At 68.4% G+C, this 19,757-nt stretch carries 21 protein-coding genes; 10 read left to right on the top strand and 11 right to left on the bottom strand.

Annotated features, from left to right (window positions below; translation table 11 throughout):
* A complete protein-coding gene (locus ON29_RS27870) occupies positions 1-810 on the bottom strand; it encodes an ABC transporter ATP-binding protein (RefSeq protein ID WP_040870809.1) in 810 nt (269 codons plus the stop codon).
* Between the two features lie 9 nt (positions 811-819).
* Entirely contained in the window at positions 820-1,176 is a 357-nt protein-coding gene (locus ON29_RS27875; RefSeq protein WP_040870810.1) for a DUF1048 domain-containing protein, read from the bottom strand.
* A gap of 177 nt (positions 1,177-1,353) precedes the next feature.
* On the opposite strand from ON29_RS27875, the gene ON29_RS27880 reads away from it, so the two are divergent.
* On the top strand, positions 1,354-1,656 hold the full coding sequence (locus ON29_RS27880) for a DUF1905 domain-containing protein (RefSeq protein ID WP_040870811.1): 303 nt from the start codon (positions 1,354-1,356) through the stop codon (positions 1,654-1,656).
* A gap of 31 nt (positions 1,657-1,687) precedes the next feature.
* Here ON29_RS27880 and ON29_RS27885 read toward each other — a convergent pair whose 3' ends face one another.
* The 4 genes from ON29_RS27885 to ON29_RS27900 all read right to left on the bottom strand — a co-directional run bounded on the left by ON29_RS27885 (position 1,688) and on the right by ON29_RS27900 (position 3,398).
* Complete coding sequence (locus tag ON29_RS27885; RefSeq protein ID WP_040870812.1) at positions 1,688-2,299, bottom strand: hypothetical protein; 612 nt, start codon at positions 2,297-2,299, stop codon at positions 1,688-1,690.
* Between the two features lie 121 nt (positions 2,300-2,420).
* Positions 2,421-2,750 (bottom strand): hypothetical protein, encoded by a 330-nt coding sequence (locus tag ON29_RS27890; RefSeq protein ID WP_245549138.1) that lies wholly within the window; start codon positions 2,748-2,750, stop codon positions 2,421-2,423.
* Positions 2,751-2,890: 140 nt separating this feature from the next.
* Positions 2,891-3,187, bottom strand: coding sequence for a hypothetical protein (locus ON29_RS27895; RefSeq protein WP_040870817.1), 297 nt, complete (start codon positions 3,185-3,187; stop codon positions 2,891-2,893).
* Entirely contained in the window at positions 3,174-3,398 is a 225-nt protein-coding gene (locus tag ON29_RS27900) for a hypothetical protein (RefSeq protein ID WP_040870818.1), read from the bottom strand. Before ON29_RS27900 ends, ON29_RS27895 begins: the two co-directional genes overlap by 14 nt.
* A gap of 98 nt (positions 3,399-3,496) precedes the next feature.
* Between ON29_RS27900 and ON29_RS27905 the strand changes: the two genes are divergently transcribed.
* Positions 3,497-4,288, top strand: coding sequence for an alpha/beta fold hydrolase (locus ON29_RS27905; protein WP_040870820.1), 792 nt, complete (start codon positions 3,497-3,499; stop codon positions 4,286-4,288).
* Here the strand turns inward: ON29_RS27905 and ON29_RS27910 are convergent.
* The 3 genes from ON29_RS27910 to ON29_RS27920 are packed head-to-tail and all read right to left on the bottom strand — an operon-like array spanning position 4,272 to position 7,236.
* Complete coding sequence (locus tag ON29_RS27910) at positions 4,272-4,961, bottom strand: TetR/AcrR family transcriptional regulator (protein WP_040870822.1); 690 nt, start codon at positions 4,959-4,961, stop codon at positions 4,272-4,274. The genes ON29_RS27905 and ON29_RS27910 overlap by 17 nt on opposite strands.
* On the bottom strand, positions 4,946-5,710 hold the full coding sequence (locus ON29_RS27915; RefSeq protein ID WP_040870824.1) for a crotonase/enoyl-CoA hydratase family protein: 765 nt from the start codon (positions 5,708-5,710) through the stop codon (positions 4,946-4,948). Before ON29_RS27915 ends, ON29_RS27910 begins: the two co-directional genes overlap by 16 nt.
* On the bottom strand, positions 5,707-7,236 hold the full coding sequence (locus ON29_RS27920) for a TLP1 C-terminal extension domain-containing protein (protein ID WP_040870825.1): 1,530 nt from the start codon (positions 7,234-7,236) through the stop codon (positions 5,707-5,709). The genes ON29_RS27915 and ON29_RS27920 overlap by 4 nt, the downstream gene beginning before the upstream one ends.
* 130 nt (positions 7,237-7,366) lie before the next feature.
* On the opposite strand from ON29_RS27920, the gene ON29_RS27925 reads away from it, so the two are divergent.
* The 4 genes from ON29_RS27925 (at position 7,367) to ON29_RS27940 (ending at position 11,399) form a co-directional block, all read left to right on the top strand.
* Positions 7,367-8,098 (top strand): crotonase/enoyl-CoA hydratase family protein, encoded by a 732-nt coding sequence (locus ON29_RS27925; protein ID WP_083864113.1) that lies wholly within the window; start codon positions 7,367-7,369, stop codon positions 8,096-8,098.
* A 166-nt stretch (positions 8,099-8,264) separates the two neighbouring features.
* A complete protein-coding gene (locus tag ON29_RS27930; protein ID WP_040870921.1) occupies positions 8,265-9,371 on the top strand; it encodes a glycoside hydrolase family 183 protein in 1,107 nt (368 codons plus the stop codon).
* 95 nt (positions 9,372-9,466) lie between these two features.
* Positions 9,467-10,675 carry an erythromycin esterase family protein gene (locus tag ON29_RS27935; protein ID WP_040870828.1) on the top strand — a complete coding sequence of 403 codons (1,209 nt, stop codon included), beginning with the start codon at positions 9,467-9,469 and terminating at the stop codon, positions 10,673-10,675.
* Between the two features lie 49 nt (positions 10,676-10,724).
* A complete protein-coding gene (locus ON29_RS27940) occupies positions 10,725-11,399 on the top strand; it encodes a class I SAM-dependent methyltransferase (protein WP_040870829.1) in 675 nt (224 codons plus the stop codon).
* Between the two features lie 4 nt (positions 11,400-11,403).
* On the opposite strand, the gene ON29_RS27945 is transcribed toward ON29_RS27940, so the two are convergent.
* Complete coding sequence (locus ON29_RS27945; protein WP_444543624.1) at positions 11,404-12,003, bottom strand: alpha/beta hydrolase family protein; 600 nt, start codon at positions 12,001-12,003, stop codon at positions 11,404-11,406.
* A 493-nt stretch (positions 12,004-12,496) separates the two neighbouring features.
* Between ON29_RS27945 and ON29_RS27950 the strand changes: the two genes are divergently transcribed.
* From ON29_RS27950 to ON29_RS27960, 3 genes are all read left to right on the top strand, one after another.
* The gene (locus tag ON29_RS27950; RefSeq protein WP_040870830.1) at positions 12,497-14,332 is read left to right on the top strand and encodes an acyl-CoA dehydrogenase; all 1,836 of its coding nucleotides are present in this window, start codon (positions 12,497-12,499) and stop codon (positions 14,330-14,332) included.
* A 188-nt stretch (positions 14,333-14,520) separates the two neighbouring features.
* Positions 14,521-15,273, top strand: coding sequence for a helix-turn-helix domain-containing protein (locus ON29_RS27955; protein ID WP_040870924.1), 753 nt, complete (start codon positions 14,521-14,523; stop codon positions 15,271-15,273).
* Positions 15,274-15,310: 37 nt separating this feature from the next.
* The gene (locus ON29_RS27960; protein WP_040870831.1) at positions 15,311-16,396 is read left to right on the top strand and encodes a glycoside hydrolase family 183 protein; all 1,086 of its coding nucleotides are present in this window, start codon (positions 15,311-15,313) and stop codon (positions 16,394-16,396) included.
* 71 nt (positions 16,397-16,467) lie between these two features.
* Here the strand turns inward: ON29_RS27960 and ON29_RS27965 are convergent, their stop codons facing one another.
* Complete coding sequence (locus tag ON29_RS27965) at positions 16,468-18,138, bottom strand: VanW family protein (protein ID WP_245549140.1); 1,671 nt, start codon at positions 18,136-18,138, stop codon at positions 16,468-16,470.
* A gap of 543 nt (positions 18,139-18,681) precedes the next feature.
* Here ON29_RS27965 and gnd point away from each other — a divergent pair.
* Positions 18,682-19,710 carry a phosphogluconate dehydrogenase (NAD(+)-dependent, decarboxylating) gene (gene gnd / locus ON29_RS27970; RefSeq protein ID WP_040870926.1) on the top strand — a complete coding sequence of 343 codons (1,029 nt, stop codon included), beginning with the start codon at positions 18,682-18,684 and terminating at the stop codon, positions 19,708-19,710.
* Positions 19,711-19,757: the final 47 nt, after the last annotated feature.

The raw sequence follows: 19,757 nt of genomic DNA on the forward strand, positions 1-19,757 counted from the left end.
TTACTTCGTCCGTACCGCGCTGCGGTCACTGTCTGGAGCGCCCTCGTCGCCTTCGTCGCCGACCAGGGCGAAGAAGACGTCTTCCAGGCTCGGCTTCTTCTCGACGTATTCCACCTCGGCCGGCGGGAGGAGCTGCTCGAGTTCGGCCAGGGTGCCGTTGACGATGATCCGGCCCTTGTGCAGGATCGCGATCCGATCGGCGAGTTGTTCGGCCTCGTCCAGATATTGCGTCGTGAGCAGCACTGTCGTGCCGTGCTCGGCGAGTTCCTGCACCGCCCGCCACACCTCGACGCGCGCCTGAGGGTCGAGCCCGGTGGTCGGCTCGTCGAGGAAGATGACCGGCGGGTTCCCGATGAGACTCATGGCGATGTCCAGGCGGCGGCGCATGCCGCCGGAGTACGTCGACACCTTCCGTGTGGCCGCGTCGGTCAGCGAGAAACGCTCGAGCAGGTCGTCGGCCACCGTTTCCGCGTTCTTCAGGTGCCGCAGCTTGGCGATGAGCACGAGATTCTCCCGCCCGCTGAGGATTTCGTCGACGGCGGCGAACTGCCCTGTGAGGCTGATGGATTCCCGCACGTCGCCCGGTTGCGTGGCGACGTCGAAGCCGTTGACCCTGGCTGTCCCCGCGTCGGCTCTCAGCAGCGTGGACAGGATTTTCACGACAGTGGTCTTGCCTGCTCCGTTCGAGCCGAGCAGGGCGAAGATGCTGCCCCGCTCGACTTCGAAATCGACGCCGCGCAGCACCTCCAGTTTGTCGTAGGACTTCTCCAGACCTCGCACATGGATCGCCGGAGCTTGCTGTGTCGTCATCGAACGCCCCTACTTTCCTTCTCCGGCGGCGCGCTCGATGGCGCTGTTCAACCGTGCCCGTTCCCGGTTGATCCACGAATCTTCCTGGTAGTTCCGTGCGAACGTCTCGATGAACGCAACGGGGTCCGCCCCGACGACCTCGCGTATCGGGGATCCGTCGGCCGCGCTCCGCTCGAACAGCTCGGCGAGGTCCTCGAACATGGAAACGCCGCCTCCCGATCCGGTGTACATCAGGTACCGCTCGAAACCATCGACCGCTGTGCGATAACCGGCGGGAAGCTGCCCCGCCCGCGTCTTGTACTGCCGCCACCGCCGCTTGTCGCCGATGTCGCCGACCAACTTCGAGGTGAGATCGGAGATGCCCATGGCATCTGCCTCCTTCGTCGAGGGGCGGTTCGAGCCGCCCATAGATATAAGTAGATGTATACGTACACGTGCTGGCCTAACTATAAGTAGACATATACGTACATGCAAGTCCGGGAAGTAGGAACTCCCACGCGGTCGATGCGAGGCCCTGTCGGTGCCCGCCGTTACAGTCGCGGCGTGGCTGGTTCGCGGTACTCGTTCACGGCGGAAGTATGGGAATTTCCGGGCGATGCCGCCTGGCATTTCGTGTCGCTGCCCGAGGACGTGGCCGATGAGATCGAGGAGCGCTACGCGCATCGCTCCGGCGGGTTCGGCGCGGTGCGAGTGCACGTGGTCGTCGGCGGCACCCGGTGGTCTACTTCGCTGTTCCCGGACAAGTCGCGGGCGACCTATGTCCTGCCCATGAAGAAAGCGGTGCGCGTCGCGGAGGGACTGGAGGCGGGGTCGGCCGCGCACATCGAACTGACGGTCGCGCTGTAGGACACGAACCGCGGTGCGGCGACCCGAGGGTTCAGTACCCGAGCCCTCCCCCAGCGGCATTGCGCTTGCTCGCACTTCGCTTGACGGCCACCACCACGATCACGAGCACGCCGAGCACCATGCCACCGAAACCGACGGCGAGCGCGCCGAGCAGCGTGCCGACGAAGGAAGAGCCGAGGCCTTGGCCGATGGCAACCGTCACTTCGGAACTACCGGCCGTGGTCACCCGATAACCGCCCGGCTCGGCAGCCTCGAAGGAGAATCCGGCCCGCCCCTCATGGCTGCCGAAGGAATAGATGACGTTCGCGTCGTACTTCCGCAGCTCCACATGCTTACCGCGCGGGTCGAGCACCCGCAGATCGACTGTGCCGGAGGCGCCCTCGGACGACGCCCCCGCGTACTCGAAGTACACGGTGTACCCGCCGGACTCCGCGAGGTTCACCACGCCCGAGCCGGGCACCCCGACCCGCTGGAAGTCATCGATGCGTCCCGAGGTCTGCAGGAATCCGAAAGCACCGAGGGCGATCCCGCCGATGACGCCGAGGGCGATCAGCGCGCCACCCAGCGCGAACCAGCGACCGGACGGGGTGATGACCGGCGATCCCAGCGAATTCGGCGACGTCGGAAAAGGCGGCTGTGACACGGTCGGCCCCTCGGCTTCTGGTCGACACCCGCGTCGACGTAGCGACAGCGTACGGTCTGCCCTACCGCATCGCTACGCGAAGCATCCGCCCACCGTGACAACGGTCTCCGACCGCCGATGATCAGCGCGGTTGGGCCGCCGACATGCACTCGCTCGCGATGCGACCGCTGGCGGCGCGCGCCTTGTCCGCGTCCTCCTTGCTCATCCCCAGCGTTTCCTGGTCGGGAGCCTTGGTGTCGTACTCGTCGCTGATCATGATTCGCAGTCCGCCCTGCGAAATCCCCTGATCGACGAACACCTTCGCGGCGCAATCGGCCAGCTGCTTGTTCTTGAGGCCCTTGTCCTGCAACGACTTGGACAGATCGGCCTGCGTCACCGTGGGCGCCGCCGTGTCCTTGTCGCTGCCGCATGCCGCGAGCACCGGCAGCGCGATCAGCGCCGCGGCGATCATGCAGATCCGCACCTGACTCCTCTTCCTCGACTGACCACTGTCGGTGGCGTGGCCACCATAATGCCGTGCGGCGTCCAGCGGTAGTCGTCTGCACGGCCAACACGGGATACGGTGCCGTTCAACGTGCTACGTGCGAGATCTCAGAGGTCCATCGCCGCGCGCAACGCGGTGTCGAGCCGCTCCAGGGTGTCGCTGTCCACCGCATCCACCCGCTCGGCCAGCCAACCGCGGAAGATCCGCCCGATGTTCCCGGCATGCACCCAGCCGTGTTCCTTGACCGGAACCGCGAGGATGTCCTGCGGATCGTCCTCGATGACCTCGGCGGCGATCAGCCAGGGACGCGGCGATTCGTTGATGCCGTCACTGCTGATGAGCACGACCGTTCGGCGGCGCGGCGAACCATGCGGGTTGTAGATCCACAGTTCACCCCGACGCACGCATCTCCTCCTCCGCGGCCGCCAGCTCGGCCGCGTCCGCGGCGGCCTCGGCGGTCACATCCGATACCGGACCGACACCGGTGCGCACGGCCTCCCGTCGCGCGGCCTTCGAAATCCAAGCCGACGGCGACATTCCCGCCCGGGCGGCCGCCTGTTCCGCGAATGACCAGGCGGCTTCGTCCAGCGAAAGGGTGACCTTACGCGTTGCCATACCAATTATCGTACCCCCACCGGCGGGGCGCGGACCAGCCCTGATGGTCGCCCGCGACATCCCATCTGATGACAGGTGACTGCTGTTAGTGTTGGCGCATGACGACCTTGCACCATCATCGCGTCGGCGCGGGCGAACCACTCGTGCTGGTACACGGCGTCGGGAGCCGGTGGCAGGTGTGGGAGCCGATCATCGACACACTGGCCGCGTCGTACGAGGTCATCGCGGTCGACCTGCCCGGCTTCGGTGGATCGACGCACCCGCTCGCGCACACCACGGTGCCCAACCTGACCGAGGCGCTCGCCGAGTTCCTCGCCGCGCAGGGGATCGATCGCCCGCACCTCGCCGGCAATTCGATGGGCGGGCTGATCACACTGGAACTGGGCGCACGCGGGCTGGCTCGGTCGGTGACCGCCTATTCGCCGATCGGGTTCTGGGACACCGCGGGCCGGGTGTGGTGCCAGCAGTCGCTGGGCAAGTCACGGGCACTCGCGCGCAGGCTGCGTCCCGCACTGCCGTCCGTGATGAGCACCGCCGCGGGCCGCACCGTGTTCCTCTCGCTGGTCTTCGGCAAGCCATGGGCGCTGGATGCGAAGGTGGCGCTGGAGACCGCCCTCGGCGCCGCGGACTCGGCCGGATTCGACGAGGCGCTCGCCTCGTTCACCGACGTCCGGCTGCCCGAAATCGGCACGCTCGCCGACATTCCGGTGACGATCGCCTGGGGCAGCCGCGACATCCTGCTCACCTACGCGACGCAGAGCCGCAAGGCGCGCAGCGTGCTGCCGAACGCCGAGCACGTCACGCTGCACGGCAGTGGGCACACGCCGTTCTTCGACGACCCGGCCGGCTGCGCACAGGTCCTGCTCGAGACGATCACCCGCGTGCGGTAGGCGCCCGGCCGGTTCGGTCCGCGGGCGGATCCAGCAACGTGTCCGCGGCCGCCGTGCCGAGCAGGACGCGCACGGCGTTCCCCCATCGGTGCCGGAGCAGCCGGTTGCGGGACAGGTCGCCGGTGAGCAGCACGCGCAAGGCCTGGCCGGTCATGATCTCGATGGTGAACTCGGTGATCGTCGGAACCCGGGGATCGTCCGGGAATTCGCGCCGGAAGCTGTCGCGGATGCTGGTGTGCATCAGTTCGAACAGCTGGACCTCCAGCGGCAGGAACGCCGCTCGCAGTTCCGGATCGGTCCGCGCGCCGACCCACATCTCCAGCGCCGCCCAGAACGACGGGCCGCTGAGCATCCGCATGGTCAGCTCGACGGCCGTCTCCAGCCGGTCCGCGCCATCCGGAATAGCCTCGAATTCGCTTGTCAGCTGGTCGAATCGACGTCGCGCCACGTGCTCCACGGCACCGGCGAGCAGGTCGGCCCGGGTGGGGAAGTAATGCTGCAACGTCCCCCGCGGCACATCCGCCCGTTTCTGCACCTCGAGCGTGGTGGTGCCCGCGTAACCGACCTCGACTAGGCTCTCCACCGCCGCGTCCAGCAGCCGCGTGCGCATGCGCTCCCTGCGCTGCGCCTGCGGCTGCCGGACGTGTCCCGCGCCCGTCAGCGGCCCTGCCACCGCGGCTCGCGCTTCTGCGCGAACGCCAGCGCCCCCTCGGCGGCGTCCTTGGACAACAGTGCGGGCAGGGCGATCTCGCCCTGCTTCGCGAACGCCTCGGCGACCGTCCAATCCGGCGACTCGTCGATGATGCGCTTGCTCGCGGCCACCGCGAGCGGAGCGGCGGCGGCGATCTCGGCCGCGAGCTCGAGCGCGACCGACAGCGCCGCCCCCGGCTCGGTGACCCGATTGACCAAGCCGAGCTGGTGGAGCCGCTCGGCGCCGATACGGCCGCCGGTGAGCGCGAGTTCGGCGGCGGTGCTGCGCGGCAGCCGCTGGGTCAGGCGAAGCACGCCACCGCCCGCGGCCACCAGACCGCGCTTGACCTCGGGGATGCCGAACTGCGCGTCGCGCGCGGCGACGATGAGATCGCCCGCGAGCGCCAGCTCGAAACCACCCGCCAGCGCGAAACCTTCGACCGCGGAGATCATCGGCTTGGCCGGGGGCCTCGCCGTGATGCCGAGCGGGCCGCGGCGTTGCGTCATCGGCATCTCGCCTTTCGACGCGGCGACGAGATCCATTCCGGCGCTGAAGGTTGCGCCCGCACCGGTGAGCACGAGCACGCGCGCGGCGTCGTCGGCTTCGAACTCGTCGACGGCGGCCTCGATGGCCTGCGCGGCGGCCAGGTTGATCGCGTTGCGTGCTTCGGGACGGTTGACCGTCAGCACGGTGATCGCGTCGCGCCGCTCGATAAGGACGGGATCCGTCATCGGGCGCTCCTCTCGGTGAGCAGGGTGCAGGTGTCCGCGGCGATCTCGGCGTCCGCGCCGAGCGGATCGCCCGCGGTGAACGCCGCGAGGGTGTCGGCATCCGACGCCCGGACCAGTATGCGGGTCCCCTCGGGTGTCAGTGCGCTCACCACAACGGCTTCCGGCTCGTCGGCGCGGTCCGGTGCCGGGCCCTTGCGATAGGCGACGGTATACGCCTCGACCGAGGCGGGACCGGTGTACCCGGGCGCCGGTTCGCGCCGCGCCGCGGGCACCTCGGCCTCGATCGCACGGAACAGCCGCTCGGGCGGCTTGGCCGAATACACGCCGACGCCGTGCTTGGTGCTGTACCAGCCGAGTGCCGTCGCCAGGCCGTAGGCGCCCGGGTCCGCGCGCAGCATGCCGGACAGCGTCGCGATCGAATGCGTCGTGTAGTTGTTGCCCGGCCCGCCCGCGAAGGTGAGACCGCCGGTGACCGACAGCGGCCGGGACGGATCGTCGATCGGCAGGCCGAGTTCCTCGGCGGCGATCTGCACCGCGACCGGGAAACAGGAGTAGAGGTCGATGTGCGCGACATCGTCTATCCCGATCCCCGCGGCGCCCAGCGCCGCTTTCCCCGCCGCGGCGATGGCGGGTGACCGGGACATGTCCGCGCGCTCGGAGACGAACCACTCGTCGGTCGCGGTGGCGCCCGCGTGCGGGAACACCCACCGGTCCCGGGGCACACCGGCGGCGTCGGCCGCCGCCGCGCTGCACAGGATGAGCCCGGCGCCCAGATCGACGGTGAGGTTCGCGATCATCAGCTTGGGGTACGGCGTCGACACCATCCGGTTGTCGGGCGCGGGTGTCACGAGGCCGGCGGCGGTACGCACGGTCGGCTGCCACGCGTACGGATTGCGCGCCGCGATCTCCGACAGCCGCGACCACAGTGCGCCGATCCGCTCGCGGTGCGCGACTTCACTCGACCCGAGGCGGTGGCGTAGCGCCGTCTCCATGAGCGCGTAGAAGTACACCGGACCCCACAGGCCCGCGGCGGTTTCCATGTCCGAGTTCGGCCCGCGATCGGAGCCGATGACCTCGTCGGGACCCACGTCCTCCGGCTGCTCCGGCCAGTCCACCGCCGTGCCGGTGCGGGTGGCCGTGTTCCCGGAGTACACCGCTTCGGACCCGGTGAGCAACGCGACGTCCGAGCGGCCGTCGGCGATGGCCTGCGCGACCGTGTTGAGCAGCCGCTGCGGTGCGTCGCCGCCGAAACGCACCGACTGCACGGTCCGCCTCGGAGCGGCGCCGAGAGCGGCGGCGACGAGCGCGCCCAGATCGCCGTAGGGGCGGCTGACCGGGGCGACGGCGGCGATCAAGTCGGCCGAGCGCAGCAGACGGTCACCGACGCCGCTGTCGGCGCCCGCGCGGCGCAGGGACTCCGCGGCGAGTTCGACCGGTCCGGGCAGACCCGGCTCACCCGGTCGGTGTACGACCTGCCCGGCGCCGACGAGCACCGGCGTCCTCGGGTCCATTCCGGCTGGCAGCATGCGTCCTCCGCTCCATTACCGTCAACATTGACGGTAATTCGAGTTCGATTAGAACAGAGCCCGAGCGCGCGGGCAACAGCGCGGGCGGCAATAACTGACCGGTGAGTAAGATCGGAGGATGGGCAGCAACATCGCAGTGCGGTTCGACGACCACCGCGCGTACGTCACGCTCGACCGGCCGGACAAGCACAACGGCCTGACCATAGACATGCTTCGCGAGCTGGTTGCCAGCGCGAAGCTGGTGGCCCGTCGCAGCGAGGTGCGGGCGGTCATCCTGTCCGGGAACGGCCCCAGCTTCAGCAGCGGCCTGGACATCGCGGCGGCGACTAGCGATCCTCTAGCAATCATCCGGAACTTCGTTCCGCTGCCCTGGCGGGGCACCAACGCCTTCCAAGAGGCGTGCTGGGCTTGGCGCCGCCTGCCCGTGCCGGTGATCGCCGCGGTGCACGGGCGCTGCTTCGGCGGCGGACTCCAGCTCGCGCTCGCCGCGGACGTCCGTTTCGCCACCCCCGACGCCGAGTTCTCCGTCATGGAGACCAAGCACGGCCTGGTCCCGGACATGACCGGGGCGGCAACACTGTCCAGGCTGATCGGCATCGACAAAGCCCTCCTGCTCACGATGACCGCGGACACCGTGGATGCCGCCTACGCCGCGAAGATCGGTTTGGTCACCGAGCTGACCGCGGACCCGGTCGCGGAGGCCGGGAAACTGGCCGACCGGATCGCGACTCGGTCACCGCATGCGGTCGCCTCCGCCAAGCGGCTGTTCGATAAGTCGTGGCAAGCATCCCCCCGGCGAACCTTTGCCATCGAGCGCGCGGCCCAACTGCCACTGATTCTCCGCAAAGCCCTCGATAGATAGCTGTAAATTCGCCAGAAGCCTCCGGCCGACTGGTTCCGCTGCTACCATTTGCACGATTTGCCAGCCAGTCGACTAGTGGTGCGCGGCACGCTGCGAAGGGTCTGTGTATCGCGGGACGTCCATGGTTCGCACCGCTCTCGGGAAGAAACCGGAGGGCTCACAGACAGTGATCAAGACCGCATCCTTCCTACTCTCGGCGCTGGCGGGTGTCTCGGCCCTGCTCTTCACGGCGACCACCCCCGCCATCGCCAACCCGAACGCCATCAATCCGATTCCGGTACTCAACGGCACGACCGGATTGCCGAACCTGCTCGGCCGCACCAAAGCGGTGTTTCAGGTGACCGGCATGGCCAGCCCGAACAACACCCAGACCTATAACGTCCTCGGCACCGATCTCGGCATCATGTGGGACAACGGGCACGGCGAAATGCTCACCGCGTTCGGCGACACCGCCGGCGTCGGCTTCCCGAATCTGCTCGCGGGCAGCATGTGGGCCTGGCGCAGCAATATCCTGCTGCGCAGCCACACCACGAATCCGGCCGACGGCATCTTCTTCGACAGCGCGGTACGCGACATATTCGGCCAGGCGCGCGATCTGATCCCGAGCCCGAAGATCCCGTTCCTGGAGATCAGCCGGATTCCCACCGCGGGCATCTCGGTCAACGGCGTGCAGTACATGAGCCTGATGTCGGTGCGGACCTGGGACGACGTCGGTCAGTGGAGCACCAATTTCTCCGGCCTCGCCACCTCCGGGGACAACGGCGAGAACTGGGCCGAACTGCCGGAAACACGGCGCAACAACGAGGGCGGAAACGCCAACTTCCAGATGAACGCCTTCCTCGCCGACGGCGGATACATCTACGAATACGGCACCCGATCCGGGCGCAACCACACCGCTCACGTCGCGCGCGTACACGCGCAGGACATCGGGAACCTCGCCGAATACGAATATTGGGACGGCGGCGCCTGGCGAAAGAACGACGTGGACGCCGCCGCGCCGATCATGTGGGGCGTCGGCGAACTCTCGGTGATGTACAACTCCTATCTCGGGCAGTACATCTCGCTCACCACCGACCAATTCAACTCCGTGGTGATGCGGCGCGCGCCCGCCCCGGCCGGCCCGTGGAGCGATCCCGAAGTGCTGATCGATACCCGCGAATTGCCCACCGCCTACGCACCCGCGATCTTCCCGTACCAGACCGGGCGCGATCTGTACTTCCTGACGACGGTGCACAGCCAGTACAACGTCGTGCTGATGCGCACGACGCTGTAGCTCGCGGACCGGCGATCCGGTGCGAGGCTTGACCTCAATAATGGTTCATGTACGAGGCTGCTTCGCGTTGGATCGTTCACCTTCCGGGAGGCATCATGCTCAGCACCACCGTCGACGTCCGCGCTTGGCTGCGCGGCAACGCCGTCGCGATCGATAGTTCCGACCCCAGCTCCTCCGGTTCGGATCTCGACGCTCTGATCGCTCGGCTCGGCGCCGCCACGGTGGTGGGTCTGGGCGAGTCCACGCGGTTCTCCCGGCAGACCTTCGGTGTGCGTGAGCGGTTGTTCCGCGGACTGGTCGAACGGCATGGCTTCCGCGCGTTGGCGATTCAGGACAGCGCGCGTTCCGGTGCCCGCTGGGACCGGTTCGTCACCGCGGGCGAGAGCGATCCGGAAACGGTGCTCGCCGGCGCCTGGCGCCCGTGGCGAACCGAGGAATCGGTGGCCACACTGCGCTGGATCCGCGCATGGAACCTGGCGCATCCGGAAGACCCGGTGCGGATCTTCGGCGTCGAACCGCCCCGCGCCGAGTCGAGCGACTACGACGCGGTGCTCGACTACGTGCGCCGTGCGGCTCCCGACCGGTTCGCCGCGATCGACGCGCACCTCGCGCCGATCCGCACCGCCCATCAGGTCGATGAGCACGTTCAGCGCCACCAGGGCATCCACCCGGGCCGCCCGTTCGCCGAGCACGCCGAAGACGCCCTCGCGCTGCTGGCCGAGTTGCCGGAAACGAGTGAGCGCGCCACCGCACTCGCCCATGCCCGTCTGATCCTCGACTTCCACCGGTCCAGCGTCGCGAGTCAAGGGTTCGCCCGTGACGAACGGCCCTCGGCCGAGACGGTGCTGCACCGGCAGCGCTCGACCGGCGCCAAGATCGTCTACTGGGACGGGCTCGCGCACACGACCAGCCTTCCGATCGTCTACGACACGGCCGAATTCCGCGGTGCCGGAAGTCATTTGCGTGATCACCTGGGCAATGGATACGTGTCCGTCGGCATCGGGTTCCATCACGGCGACCTCGGTATGGCCGTGGCGCCCGCCCCGTCGCCGGACCTGGTCGATGCCGCACTGGGTGAGGTAGAGCTGCCCGCCTTCTACCTGGACCTGGGCGCAGCGGCGCCGGAACCGGTGCGTGACTGGCTGACCGGCCCGGCGAAACTGCGCACCATCAGCGGCGTCTACGACCCGGCCGCCGACGCCACCGCGAACATCCGGCTCTCCTCGCTCGCCGCCGCGTTCGACGTGCTGATCCACGTGCGCGAGACCACGCCGGTGCATTGGCTCTCGCAGGTATCGGACTGACTCGAGCAACCCTCGGGGGCACGGGCCGCGCGATCAATAGACTCGGAATATGGATGCGGCCGACTGGGATGAGCGCTACGCGCAAACGGAATTGGTCTGGGGCGCACCGCCGAACAACACCGTGGTGGAACACGTCTACGGGTTGGAACGCCGTGCGCCACTCCAGGCCGCCACACCCGAGGGGGAGGCGCCGGAGTTCCCCCGCGCCCTCGATCTGGCGTGCGGTGAGGGCCGCAACGCCCTCTGGCTCGCCACGCACGGCTGGCAGGTGCATGCCGTCGACTACTCCCAGGTGGGCATCGACAAAGGCCGCACCGTGGCCTCGCGCCTGTCCCGCTCGGTGCGCCACCGCATCAGCTGGCAGTGCGCCGACGTCACCGACCTGGACGAGGCGGAGATCACCGGGCCGTTCGAGCTGGTCTTGATGGTCTTCCTGCACTTGCCCGCCGAGCAGCGCGGCGCGCTGGTCCGCAAGGCGGCCGGACTGCTGGCTCCGGAAGGCACCCTGCTCGTGCTCGGCCACGACACCACCAACATCACCGACGGCTGCGGTGGTCCGCAGGACCCTTCCATCCTGTTCACGCCCGACGACATCGTCGCCGACCTCGGTCCCATGGCGGCGGCAGGGCGAATTCGGGTGCGCATCGCCGACCGCGTCTACCGGCCGACCGAAACCGGCGACGCCATCGACGCCCTGGTCGTCGCCACCCGGCCGGCCGACTAAAGGTTCAGGACCAGCGCTCCAGCCAGGGGGTCACAGTCTCGGCGATCAGGTCGAAGCCCGCGCGGAAGGCGTGCGGCTGGCCCGGGATGACGCGGACTTCGGCGGCGTCGGCGGGATCGGGTATGCCGAACGGATCGTTGGCGCCGTTGACGACCACCACTTCGATGTCACCCGGCGCGAGCAGCTCGTCCCGGCGCGAGTTCTCCGGTTTGCCCGGCGGATGCAACGGGAACGACAGCGCGAGCACGCCGCGGGCCCGCGCCGCGACCGCCGTCCTACAGGCGACCCGCGCCCCATTGCTCCGCCCACCTTGGATCAGCGGAATGCGTTTGCGACCACGCAACCGAGCGACGACCTCGAGCCACGCCTCGTCCTGCTTGACCGCCGACCCCGGCGCCCGCCGCCCAGCGACCCGATACGGCTGCACCACCCGCGCGACCCCACCCCCCAGCCGCAGCGCGGCATCCCGCACCGCGAGCAGATCCTTCGCCTCCACCCCACCGCCCGCGCCATGCGTGAGCAGCAGCAGGAACGCGGGCCTGCGCGGCTGTTCGAGCTCGACCTCGGCCGGCCCGGCACTCGTCTCGATCAGCATCGTGCTCATTCTGCCCCGCCGGTTCCTCGACACCGGGGAGGCCGCGGCGTCACTCCCCGGCCCGCGATAACGAGGCAGTACCCCCCCTCTCGACTCGACCCACCATGTGCGCACCGAGTCCCGAGATCTGATCCGCACGCGCCCGGCGCACCTCAACTCCCGGTTTCGAGCGAAGCGAGACCGAGCATGCGCCGTTCGCGGCCCGGCTCGCGTCCGAGTGGCCGCCGCGTAGGCGACGAAGGAGCAAGCGACGGTCGCTCGGACGCGAGCCAAGAAGGGGCCGCGAACACGCCGCGCGAAGGCGCGGCAAATCAAACACTGTAAAACTCGTCACATTGCCTGCTCAGCTCTTTGCGCATTCATTACCGGCCGGTAATATGGCACATAAGTTACCCGCGAGTAGCATGCGGAAAACCGGCACGACTACCCCGGTGGAGCGAACAACGGGCGGGAACGGCAACCATACCGACCGCACCAACTCAACGGAGAGTGAGTACTGACAATGGGTCACTACAAGAGCAACGTCCGCGACCTGGAGTTCAACCTCTTCGAGGTCCTCGGCCTCGGGTCGATCCTGGACAGTGGCGCCTACGGCGATCTCGACACGGACACCGTGAAGGAGATGCTCAACGAGGTGCGGCGCCTCGCCGAGGGTCCGCTCGGTGAATCGTTCGCCGATGCCGACCGCAACCCGCCGGTCTTCGATCCCGCGACCCACACCGTCGCGCTGCCCGAGTCCTTCAAGAAGAGCTACCGCACCCTGCAGGACGGCGGCTGGGACCGGCTGGGCATCGCCGAGGAGCTGGGCGGCCTGCCGATCCCGCGCGCGGCCTACTGGGCCGTCGCCGAGCTGATCCTGGGCGCGCAGCCCGCCGCCTTCATGTACGCCGCGGGCCCCGGCTTCGCGAACATCTTCTACAACAACGCCACCGAAGAGCAGAAGGGCTGGGCGAAGATCGCCGCCGAGCAGGGCTGGGGCGCCACCATGGTGCTGACCGAGCCCGATGCCGGTTCCGACGTCGGCGCGGGCCGGACCAAGGCGATCAAGCAGGAGGACGGCTCCTGGCACATCGAGGGCGTCAAGCGGTTCATCACCTCCGCCGACTCCGATGACCTGTTCCCGAACATCATGCACTTGGTGCTGGCCCGCCCCGAGGGCGCCGGACCGGGCACCAAGGGCCTGTCGCTGTTCTTCGTGCCGAAGTTCCACTTCGACCACGAGACCGGCGAGCTGGGCGAGCGCAACGGCGTCTTCGTCACCAATGTCGAGCACAAGATGGGCCTGAAGGTCTCGGCCACCTGTGAGGTCACCTTCGGTGGCCACGGCATCCCGGCCAAGGGCTGGCTGGTCGGCGAGGTGCACAACGGCATCGCGCAGATGTTCGATGTCATCGAGCACGCTCGGATGATGGTGGGCACCAAGGCCATCGCGACCCTGTCGACCGGTTACCTGAACGCGCGGGACTACGCCAAGGAGCGGGTCCAGGGCGCCGACCTGACCAAGATGACCGACAAGGCCGCGCCCCGCGTGTCCATCACCCACCACCCGGACGTCCGTCGTTCGCTGGCCACCCAGAAGGCGTACGCCGAGGGCCTGCGCGCGGTGTACCTCTACACCGCCGCCCACCAGAACGCCGATGTGGCCCAGCTGGTTTCCGGCGCCGACGCGGATCTGGCCGCGCGAGTCAACGACCTGCTGCTGCCGATCGTCAAGGGTGTCGGCTCGGAGCGGGCCTACCAGTACCTGACCGAGTCGCTGCAGACCCTCGGTGGTTCCGGCTTCCTGCAGGACTACCCGATCGAGCAGTACATCCGCGACGCGAAGATCGACTCGCTCTACGAAGGCACCACCGCCATCCAGGCGCAGGACTTCTTCTTCCGCAAGATCGCCCGCGACCGTGGCGTCGCACTGGCCCACGTGGCCGGTCAGGTGCAGAAGTTCATCGACGCCGAGGCGGGCAACGGCCGCCTGAAGGGCGAGCGCAAGCTGCTGGCCACCGCGCTGGAGGACGTGCAGGCCATGGCCGCCACGCTCACCGGCCACCTGATGGGCGCCCAGGAGCAGCCGAGCGAGCTGTACAAGGTCGGCCTCGGTTCGGTGCGCTTCCTGCTCTCCGTCGGCGACCTGCTGATCGGCTGGCAGCTGCTGCGTCAGGCCGAGGTCGCCATCGCGGCCCTCGACAACGGCGCGACCGGCGCGGACGAGGCGTTCTACAACGGCAAGATCGCGGTCGCGCAGTTCTTCGCCCGCAACGTCCTGCCGGAGCTGACCGCCACCCGCGCGGTGCTGTCCAACCTGGACAACGACATCATGGAGCTGGACGAAGCCGCGTTCTGACGCTCCGCGATACGGCACAACGGCCCGGAGATCATCTCCGGGCCGTTGTCGTCTAGATTTGTCGTTTCGTGACGTTCGATCACCGCTCGACGCCGATCCTCTCCGGTAGATTGCGTGCTCCCGGGGGGCAGCAGGAACCTCCCTCTTCACACGGTTCGACACGAGAATTGTCGGCAGAGGTGCCCGAGGTGACGCGCAACGCAACTGGCATCGGCGCTTATCTGCGCGAACGACGCCTCGCCGCGGGGCTCCCGGCCGCCCATCTCGCCCAGCGCGCCGGCCTTACCGAAGCGGTGCTGGAACAGGTCGAAACAGGCGCGGTGGCACCTGATCACGCCTTGCTCCAGCAGTTGTTCGACGCGCTCGAGGTGCCGATCTGGTACCGCAAGCACATCGTCGTGCTGACCTTGCCGAGCTTTTTCACGGCCGCCTACGGCCCCGGTCCCGACGCGCCGACTCCGGACGACCGTGCCGACCTGCACAGCCTCCCCGACCCGGCCTGCTACCAGCGGATGCCGACGCAGGATCTGGTGGAGGCCAACTCCGCCTACGAACGCGCCTTCCCGGGGGCGGTCGCCCGGGGAAACGTACTGGAGTGGATGTTCCTCGACGCGGCGGCTCGGCGGGTGATGGTGGAGTGGGCCGTGGAGGCGCACCTGCTCGTCGACGCCTTCCGCATTCTTTCCCCGCTCGCCCCGCGCGAGCGCGTGGAGCAGATCGCCGAACGCTGCCGCCGCTCCCCCGATTGGGACCGTATGTGGACCACCGAAGTGCGCGCCGCGGACATCCCCCGCCGCAGCTTGCAGGTGCGTGACCTAGCCACGCGCCGGATCCGCTCGATGAGCATGCGGGTCTACAGCCCCGAACTCCCGGAACGGCCGTGGTGGCTCTACCGGCTGGTGACGATCGGCCGAACGCGCGGAGCACACGCGTCGATGTAGGCGACAGCGGGGCGGCCGGCGGGCAGAATGACCAAGCATGACCCGATCGCTGTCCGCCCTCGCCCGAACCGGCGCGCTCGCCGCGATCCTCGCGCTGGCCGCGGCCGCGCCCGCCGGAGCCGACCCGAACAACGTCATCCCCATCCCGGCGCTCAACGGCATTCACGGCCTGCCCGAGCTGCCCGGGCCTACCGAAGCGGTTTACCAGGTCACGGGCATGGACAGCCCGAATCGCACGCAGAGCGTCAACGTGCTCGGCACCGACCTCGGCATCATGTGGGACGACGGCAACGGCCGGATGATCACCGCCTTCGGCGACAGCGCCGGCATCGGCGTACCCAACCTCCTCGCGGGCAGCATCTGGGCCTGGACCAGCAACGTGCTGTTCCGCAGCTCCACCCACGACCCGGCCGCGGGCATCGTCTTCGACGATGTGGTCCCGAACCCGTTGCCCAGCCCGAAGATTCCCGGCATCGAGATCAGCCTCATCCCCACGGCGGGCATCTCGGTGGGCGGAGTGCAGTACATGAGCATGATGTCGGTGCGCGAATGGGGTGATCACGGGAAGTGGCACACCAACTTCTCCACCCTGGCCTCCTCCGGTGACGGCGGCAGCACCTGGACGCAGCTCACCCACACGCGCCGCGCCAACGTCGACGGCCACGAGAACTTCCAGCAGAACGCCTTCCTGAAAGCGGGCGGCTACGTCTACCGCTACGGCACGCCCGCGGGACGCGACAATCCCGGATTCGTCTCCCGCGCGAAGGAATCCGATATCGCGAATATCGATGCCTACGAATACTGGGACGGCAAGGAGTGGAAGCCCACCGACGCCAAGACCGCGGCCCCGATCGTCGGTGGCGTCGCCGAACTGTCGGTGATGTGGAACGAATACCTGGGGCAGTACGTCATGTCGACCACCGATCCGGCCAACAACGTCGTCCTGCGCACCGCGCCCGCTCCCGAAGGGCCGTGGAGCGAACCCCGCGTCCTCATCGACGCCCGTTCCCTTCCCACCGCCTACGCACCCATGATCTTCCCTTACCAGACCGGCCGCGATCTCTACTTCCTGGTCACCCAGCACACCCAGTACAACGTTCTGCTGATGCGGACGCCGTTGTGAGGAAGCCGGAATCCGTCCTGTTCGAGGCGTGAGAGGACGGACTCGCTAATCGTGGCTGAGCGGCTGTTCGCTCACTCGCACTTCACCACCGGGATCGGGTCGTACTTCACCGTGCGGGTCTTGCGGGAGACTTCGCGGCCGGTTTTGCGGTCGGTGATGACGCGGGTGTCGGAGATGGTGAAGCCGGGGGCGCCTTCGGAAGCGATGCAGTCCTTGCCCTTGGGCAAGGTGACGGTGGTGGGTTCGGTCGGTTTGGTCTTCTCACCCGTGATGGATTCGACGTCGACCGTCTTGGTCCCCCACAGGCGGACGGTGATGTCGGAGTCGGTCGCGAACGTCTCGATGTAGATGCCGGTCTGGGTGTTGTTCCGGAATTTCAGGTCGATCGCGCCGTCGAAGACGGTGGCTTCGCGGGCGGCGGGGTAACGGGAGATGTAGTAGCTGTGCTCGGTGTGGCCCGCGTCCTCGAGACCGGCGAAATACGCCGCGTTGTAGAGCGTGGTGGCGAACTGGCTGATGCCGCCGCCGACCGCGGTGCTGGGACGGCCGTGGTCGATGATGCCGGATTCGACATATCCCTCGGCGGTACCGCGCGGGCCGGTGAAATCGTTGAGCGAGAACGTGTCTCCCGGCTTCACGATCGCGCCGTCGACCTTCCTGGCCACGGTGCGGATATTGACGCCGGAGGGACCGCTGAACCCGCTGGTGGTGAACGATCCGACGGTCTCGATCACGCCGAGGCCCTGCGCGGCCTCGGTGGTCAGTTTCGGTTCGATCCGCTCGTAGACCACCTGCGCGGTCCGCTCGCCCGGTGCGGTCAGCAGCGCGGTGAACTGTTCGAAAGTCTTCGGCCAGTTGATCTTGTCTCCGACCACGGCGGGAACGACCGACGGCTTGCCGCCGGACACCGCGAAAGTCGCGTCCTTCGGCTCGACTTCGGTGCTGGCCAGCTGCGGCGCGAGCAGACCGATCGCGGCGTCCTGATTCACCGAGACGGCGAGACCGCCCTGCCCGTCCGGCCCGAAGGCCAGGACGGACGCGATCTGCTGGGGGTCGAGCCGCCCCGCACCGCCTTTGCCCGCGAACGCGATCGGCGTCCGCACAGCGGGCTGAGCGATCTCGCGCAGGGCTTTGTCCACCGCCTCCGGACGCACCTGCAACGGCGCGGGGACAACGGGCAGGTCCACCGTAGTCCCGGTGATCCACCGGTCGGCCAATTCCGTACGCGCGGCGGCGATGTCGAGGACCCGGCCCGGAACGGGAGGCACCGCAACGGGTACGGCCTTGTCGAAGGTGATGGTGCCGTCGACCGAGGCCCGGTCGTACACCCGCAACTCGGTGAGCTGACGATCCAGCGCCGGTTCGTCGATCGCGCTGACGATCGACACCTCGCGCGTGGTGAAGACGGAGGCGAGCCGGGTGAACGGGTTGAGCGGCTGCGAGCCGATCCGCGACCAGGTGGCGTCCCAGTCCACGGCCAGCCCGGCGGCGCTCGGCACCATGCGGGTCTGCACGTCGCCGATGCGCAGCGGCAGCTCCCTGGCCGCCCTCGGGTCGAGTTCGGCGCGCAGGCGGGCGTCGGCGGCGGAGGTGTCCATGCCGCCCACGTCGACACCCGCGACGACGGTGCCGCGCGGTACCTCACCCGAGGAAAGCATCAGGTCGACCACGTAGCCGAGCCCCGCGACCGCCAATACGGCGCCGACCGCGATACCCACCCGGCGCACGAGCGCGCTGTCCAAGCGCTTCGGCGGCGGGGTGGAGATCGGACGCCGCGCGGACGCGCGACGGGGTGCCGGGGGCGCGGGCCTGCGCGGAGTAGCTTGTAGGGGCTGCGTGGGCTGCGCGTCGCCGCTCCATGCGACCGACCGGTCCGATTCCGGAGGTCGCTCCGCCCCGAGGAGCTGGCGCCATCCGACTTCGCCACCAGCATGTGGGCCGCGTCCTCCGGTGCTCGGCTGGCTCGTCACGAACCGTCCTCCCCGTTCGATTGAATTGTGGACTCGCACCGATGCGAGCCCCCATCACGATAGTGGTCCTGCCGACAGCGATCGGCACAGCACGGACATAGCGCACATCCTGCGCAAAGAACCGGGTACTCCACACAAAGAGGCACCGCGCAGTTGCCGGGTCGGGGGTCTGGCAACTGCGCGGAGCCGACCTGTTTATCGGACCGTCGCGGGCGGCGTTACACCCGCGAGCCCGACCGTGATCGATCCCACGCGGGAGAATCGAACAGGACGATCCCGCCGCAACACTTCGCATACGCAAGGGAGATGGATGGCATGCAGCTGGGAATGATCGGCCTCGGCCGGATGGGCGCGAACATCGTGCGCCGCGTCGTCGAGGCCGGGCACACCGCGGTCGGATACGAACGGCGCTCCGCCCACATCGACGAACTGCGCGCGGAGCTCGGTGACGGCTTCCGGGGCAGCACCGATCTCACCGAGTTCGTGGGCATGCTGGAGACCCCGCGCGTGGTCTGGGTGATGATCCCGGCCGGCGCGACCGGGGCGGTGATCGAGCAGGTCGCCGAACTGCTCGAGCCGGGTGACATCGTCATCGACGGCGGCAACAGCCGCTACCACGAGGACCTCGCGCGCGCCGCGAAGCTGCGGCCCAAGGGCATCCACTACGTGGACATCGGCACCTCCGGCGGGGTGTTCGGCCGCACCCGCGGCTTCTGCCTGATGATCGGCGGCGAGTCCGAGCCGGTGAAACACCTGGACCCGCTGCTGAAATCCATCGCGCCGGGCGTCGGGGCGGCGGAGCGGACACCGGGACGCACCGGCGAACCGTCCACGGCCGAACTCGGTTACCTGCACTGCGGGCCCGTGGGTGCGGGTCACTTCGTGAAGATGGTGCACAACGGCATCGAGTACGGGGCGATGGCCGCCTACGCCGAAGGTTTGAACGTGCTGCGGCGAGCCAACTACGGAGCCGAGCACGCGGGCGAGTTCTCCGCGGAGGAGACGCCGCTGGAGCACCCCGAGTACTACCAGTACGACCTCGACGTGCCGGAGATCACCGAGGTGTGGCGGCGCGGGTCGGTGGTCGCGTCCTGGTTGCTCGATCTCACCGCCGCCGCGCTGTACGCGGACCCGAACCTGGACTCCTACAGTGGCCGGGTGTCCGATTCCGGCGAGGGCCGCTGGACGATCGATGCCGCCATCGACACCGGCGTACCCGTGCCCGTGCTGTCGTCCGCCTTGTTCGCGCGATTCTCCTCGCGGGGCGAAGCGCTGTACGCGGACAAAGTGCTCTCGGCGATGCGCAAAGCCTTCGGCGGGCACCTCGAACTGCCCGGCGAGTAGGCGAAACGCGAAGGTGGTCCGGCCGGAAATCCGATCGGACCACCTTC

The organism is Nocardia exalbida NBRC 100660, assembly GCF_000308575.1.
GTDB classification, from domain to species: Bacteria; Actinomycetota; Actinomycetes; order Mycobacteriales; family Mycobacteriaceae; genus Nocardia; species Nocardia exalbida.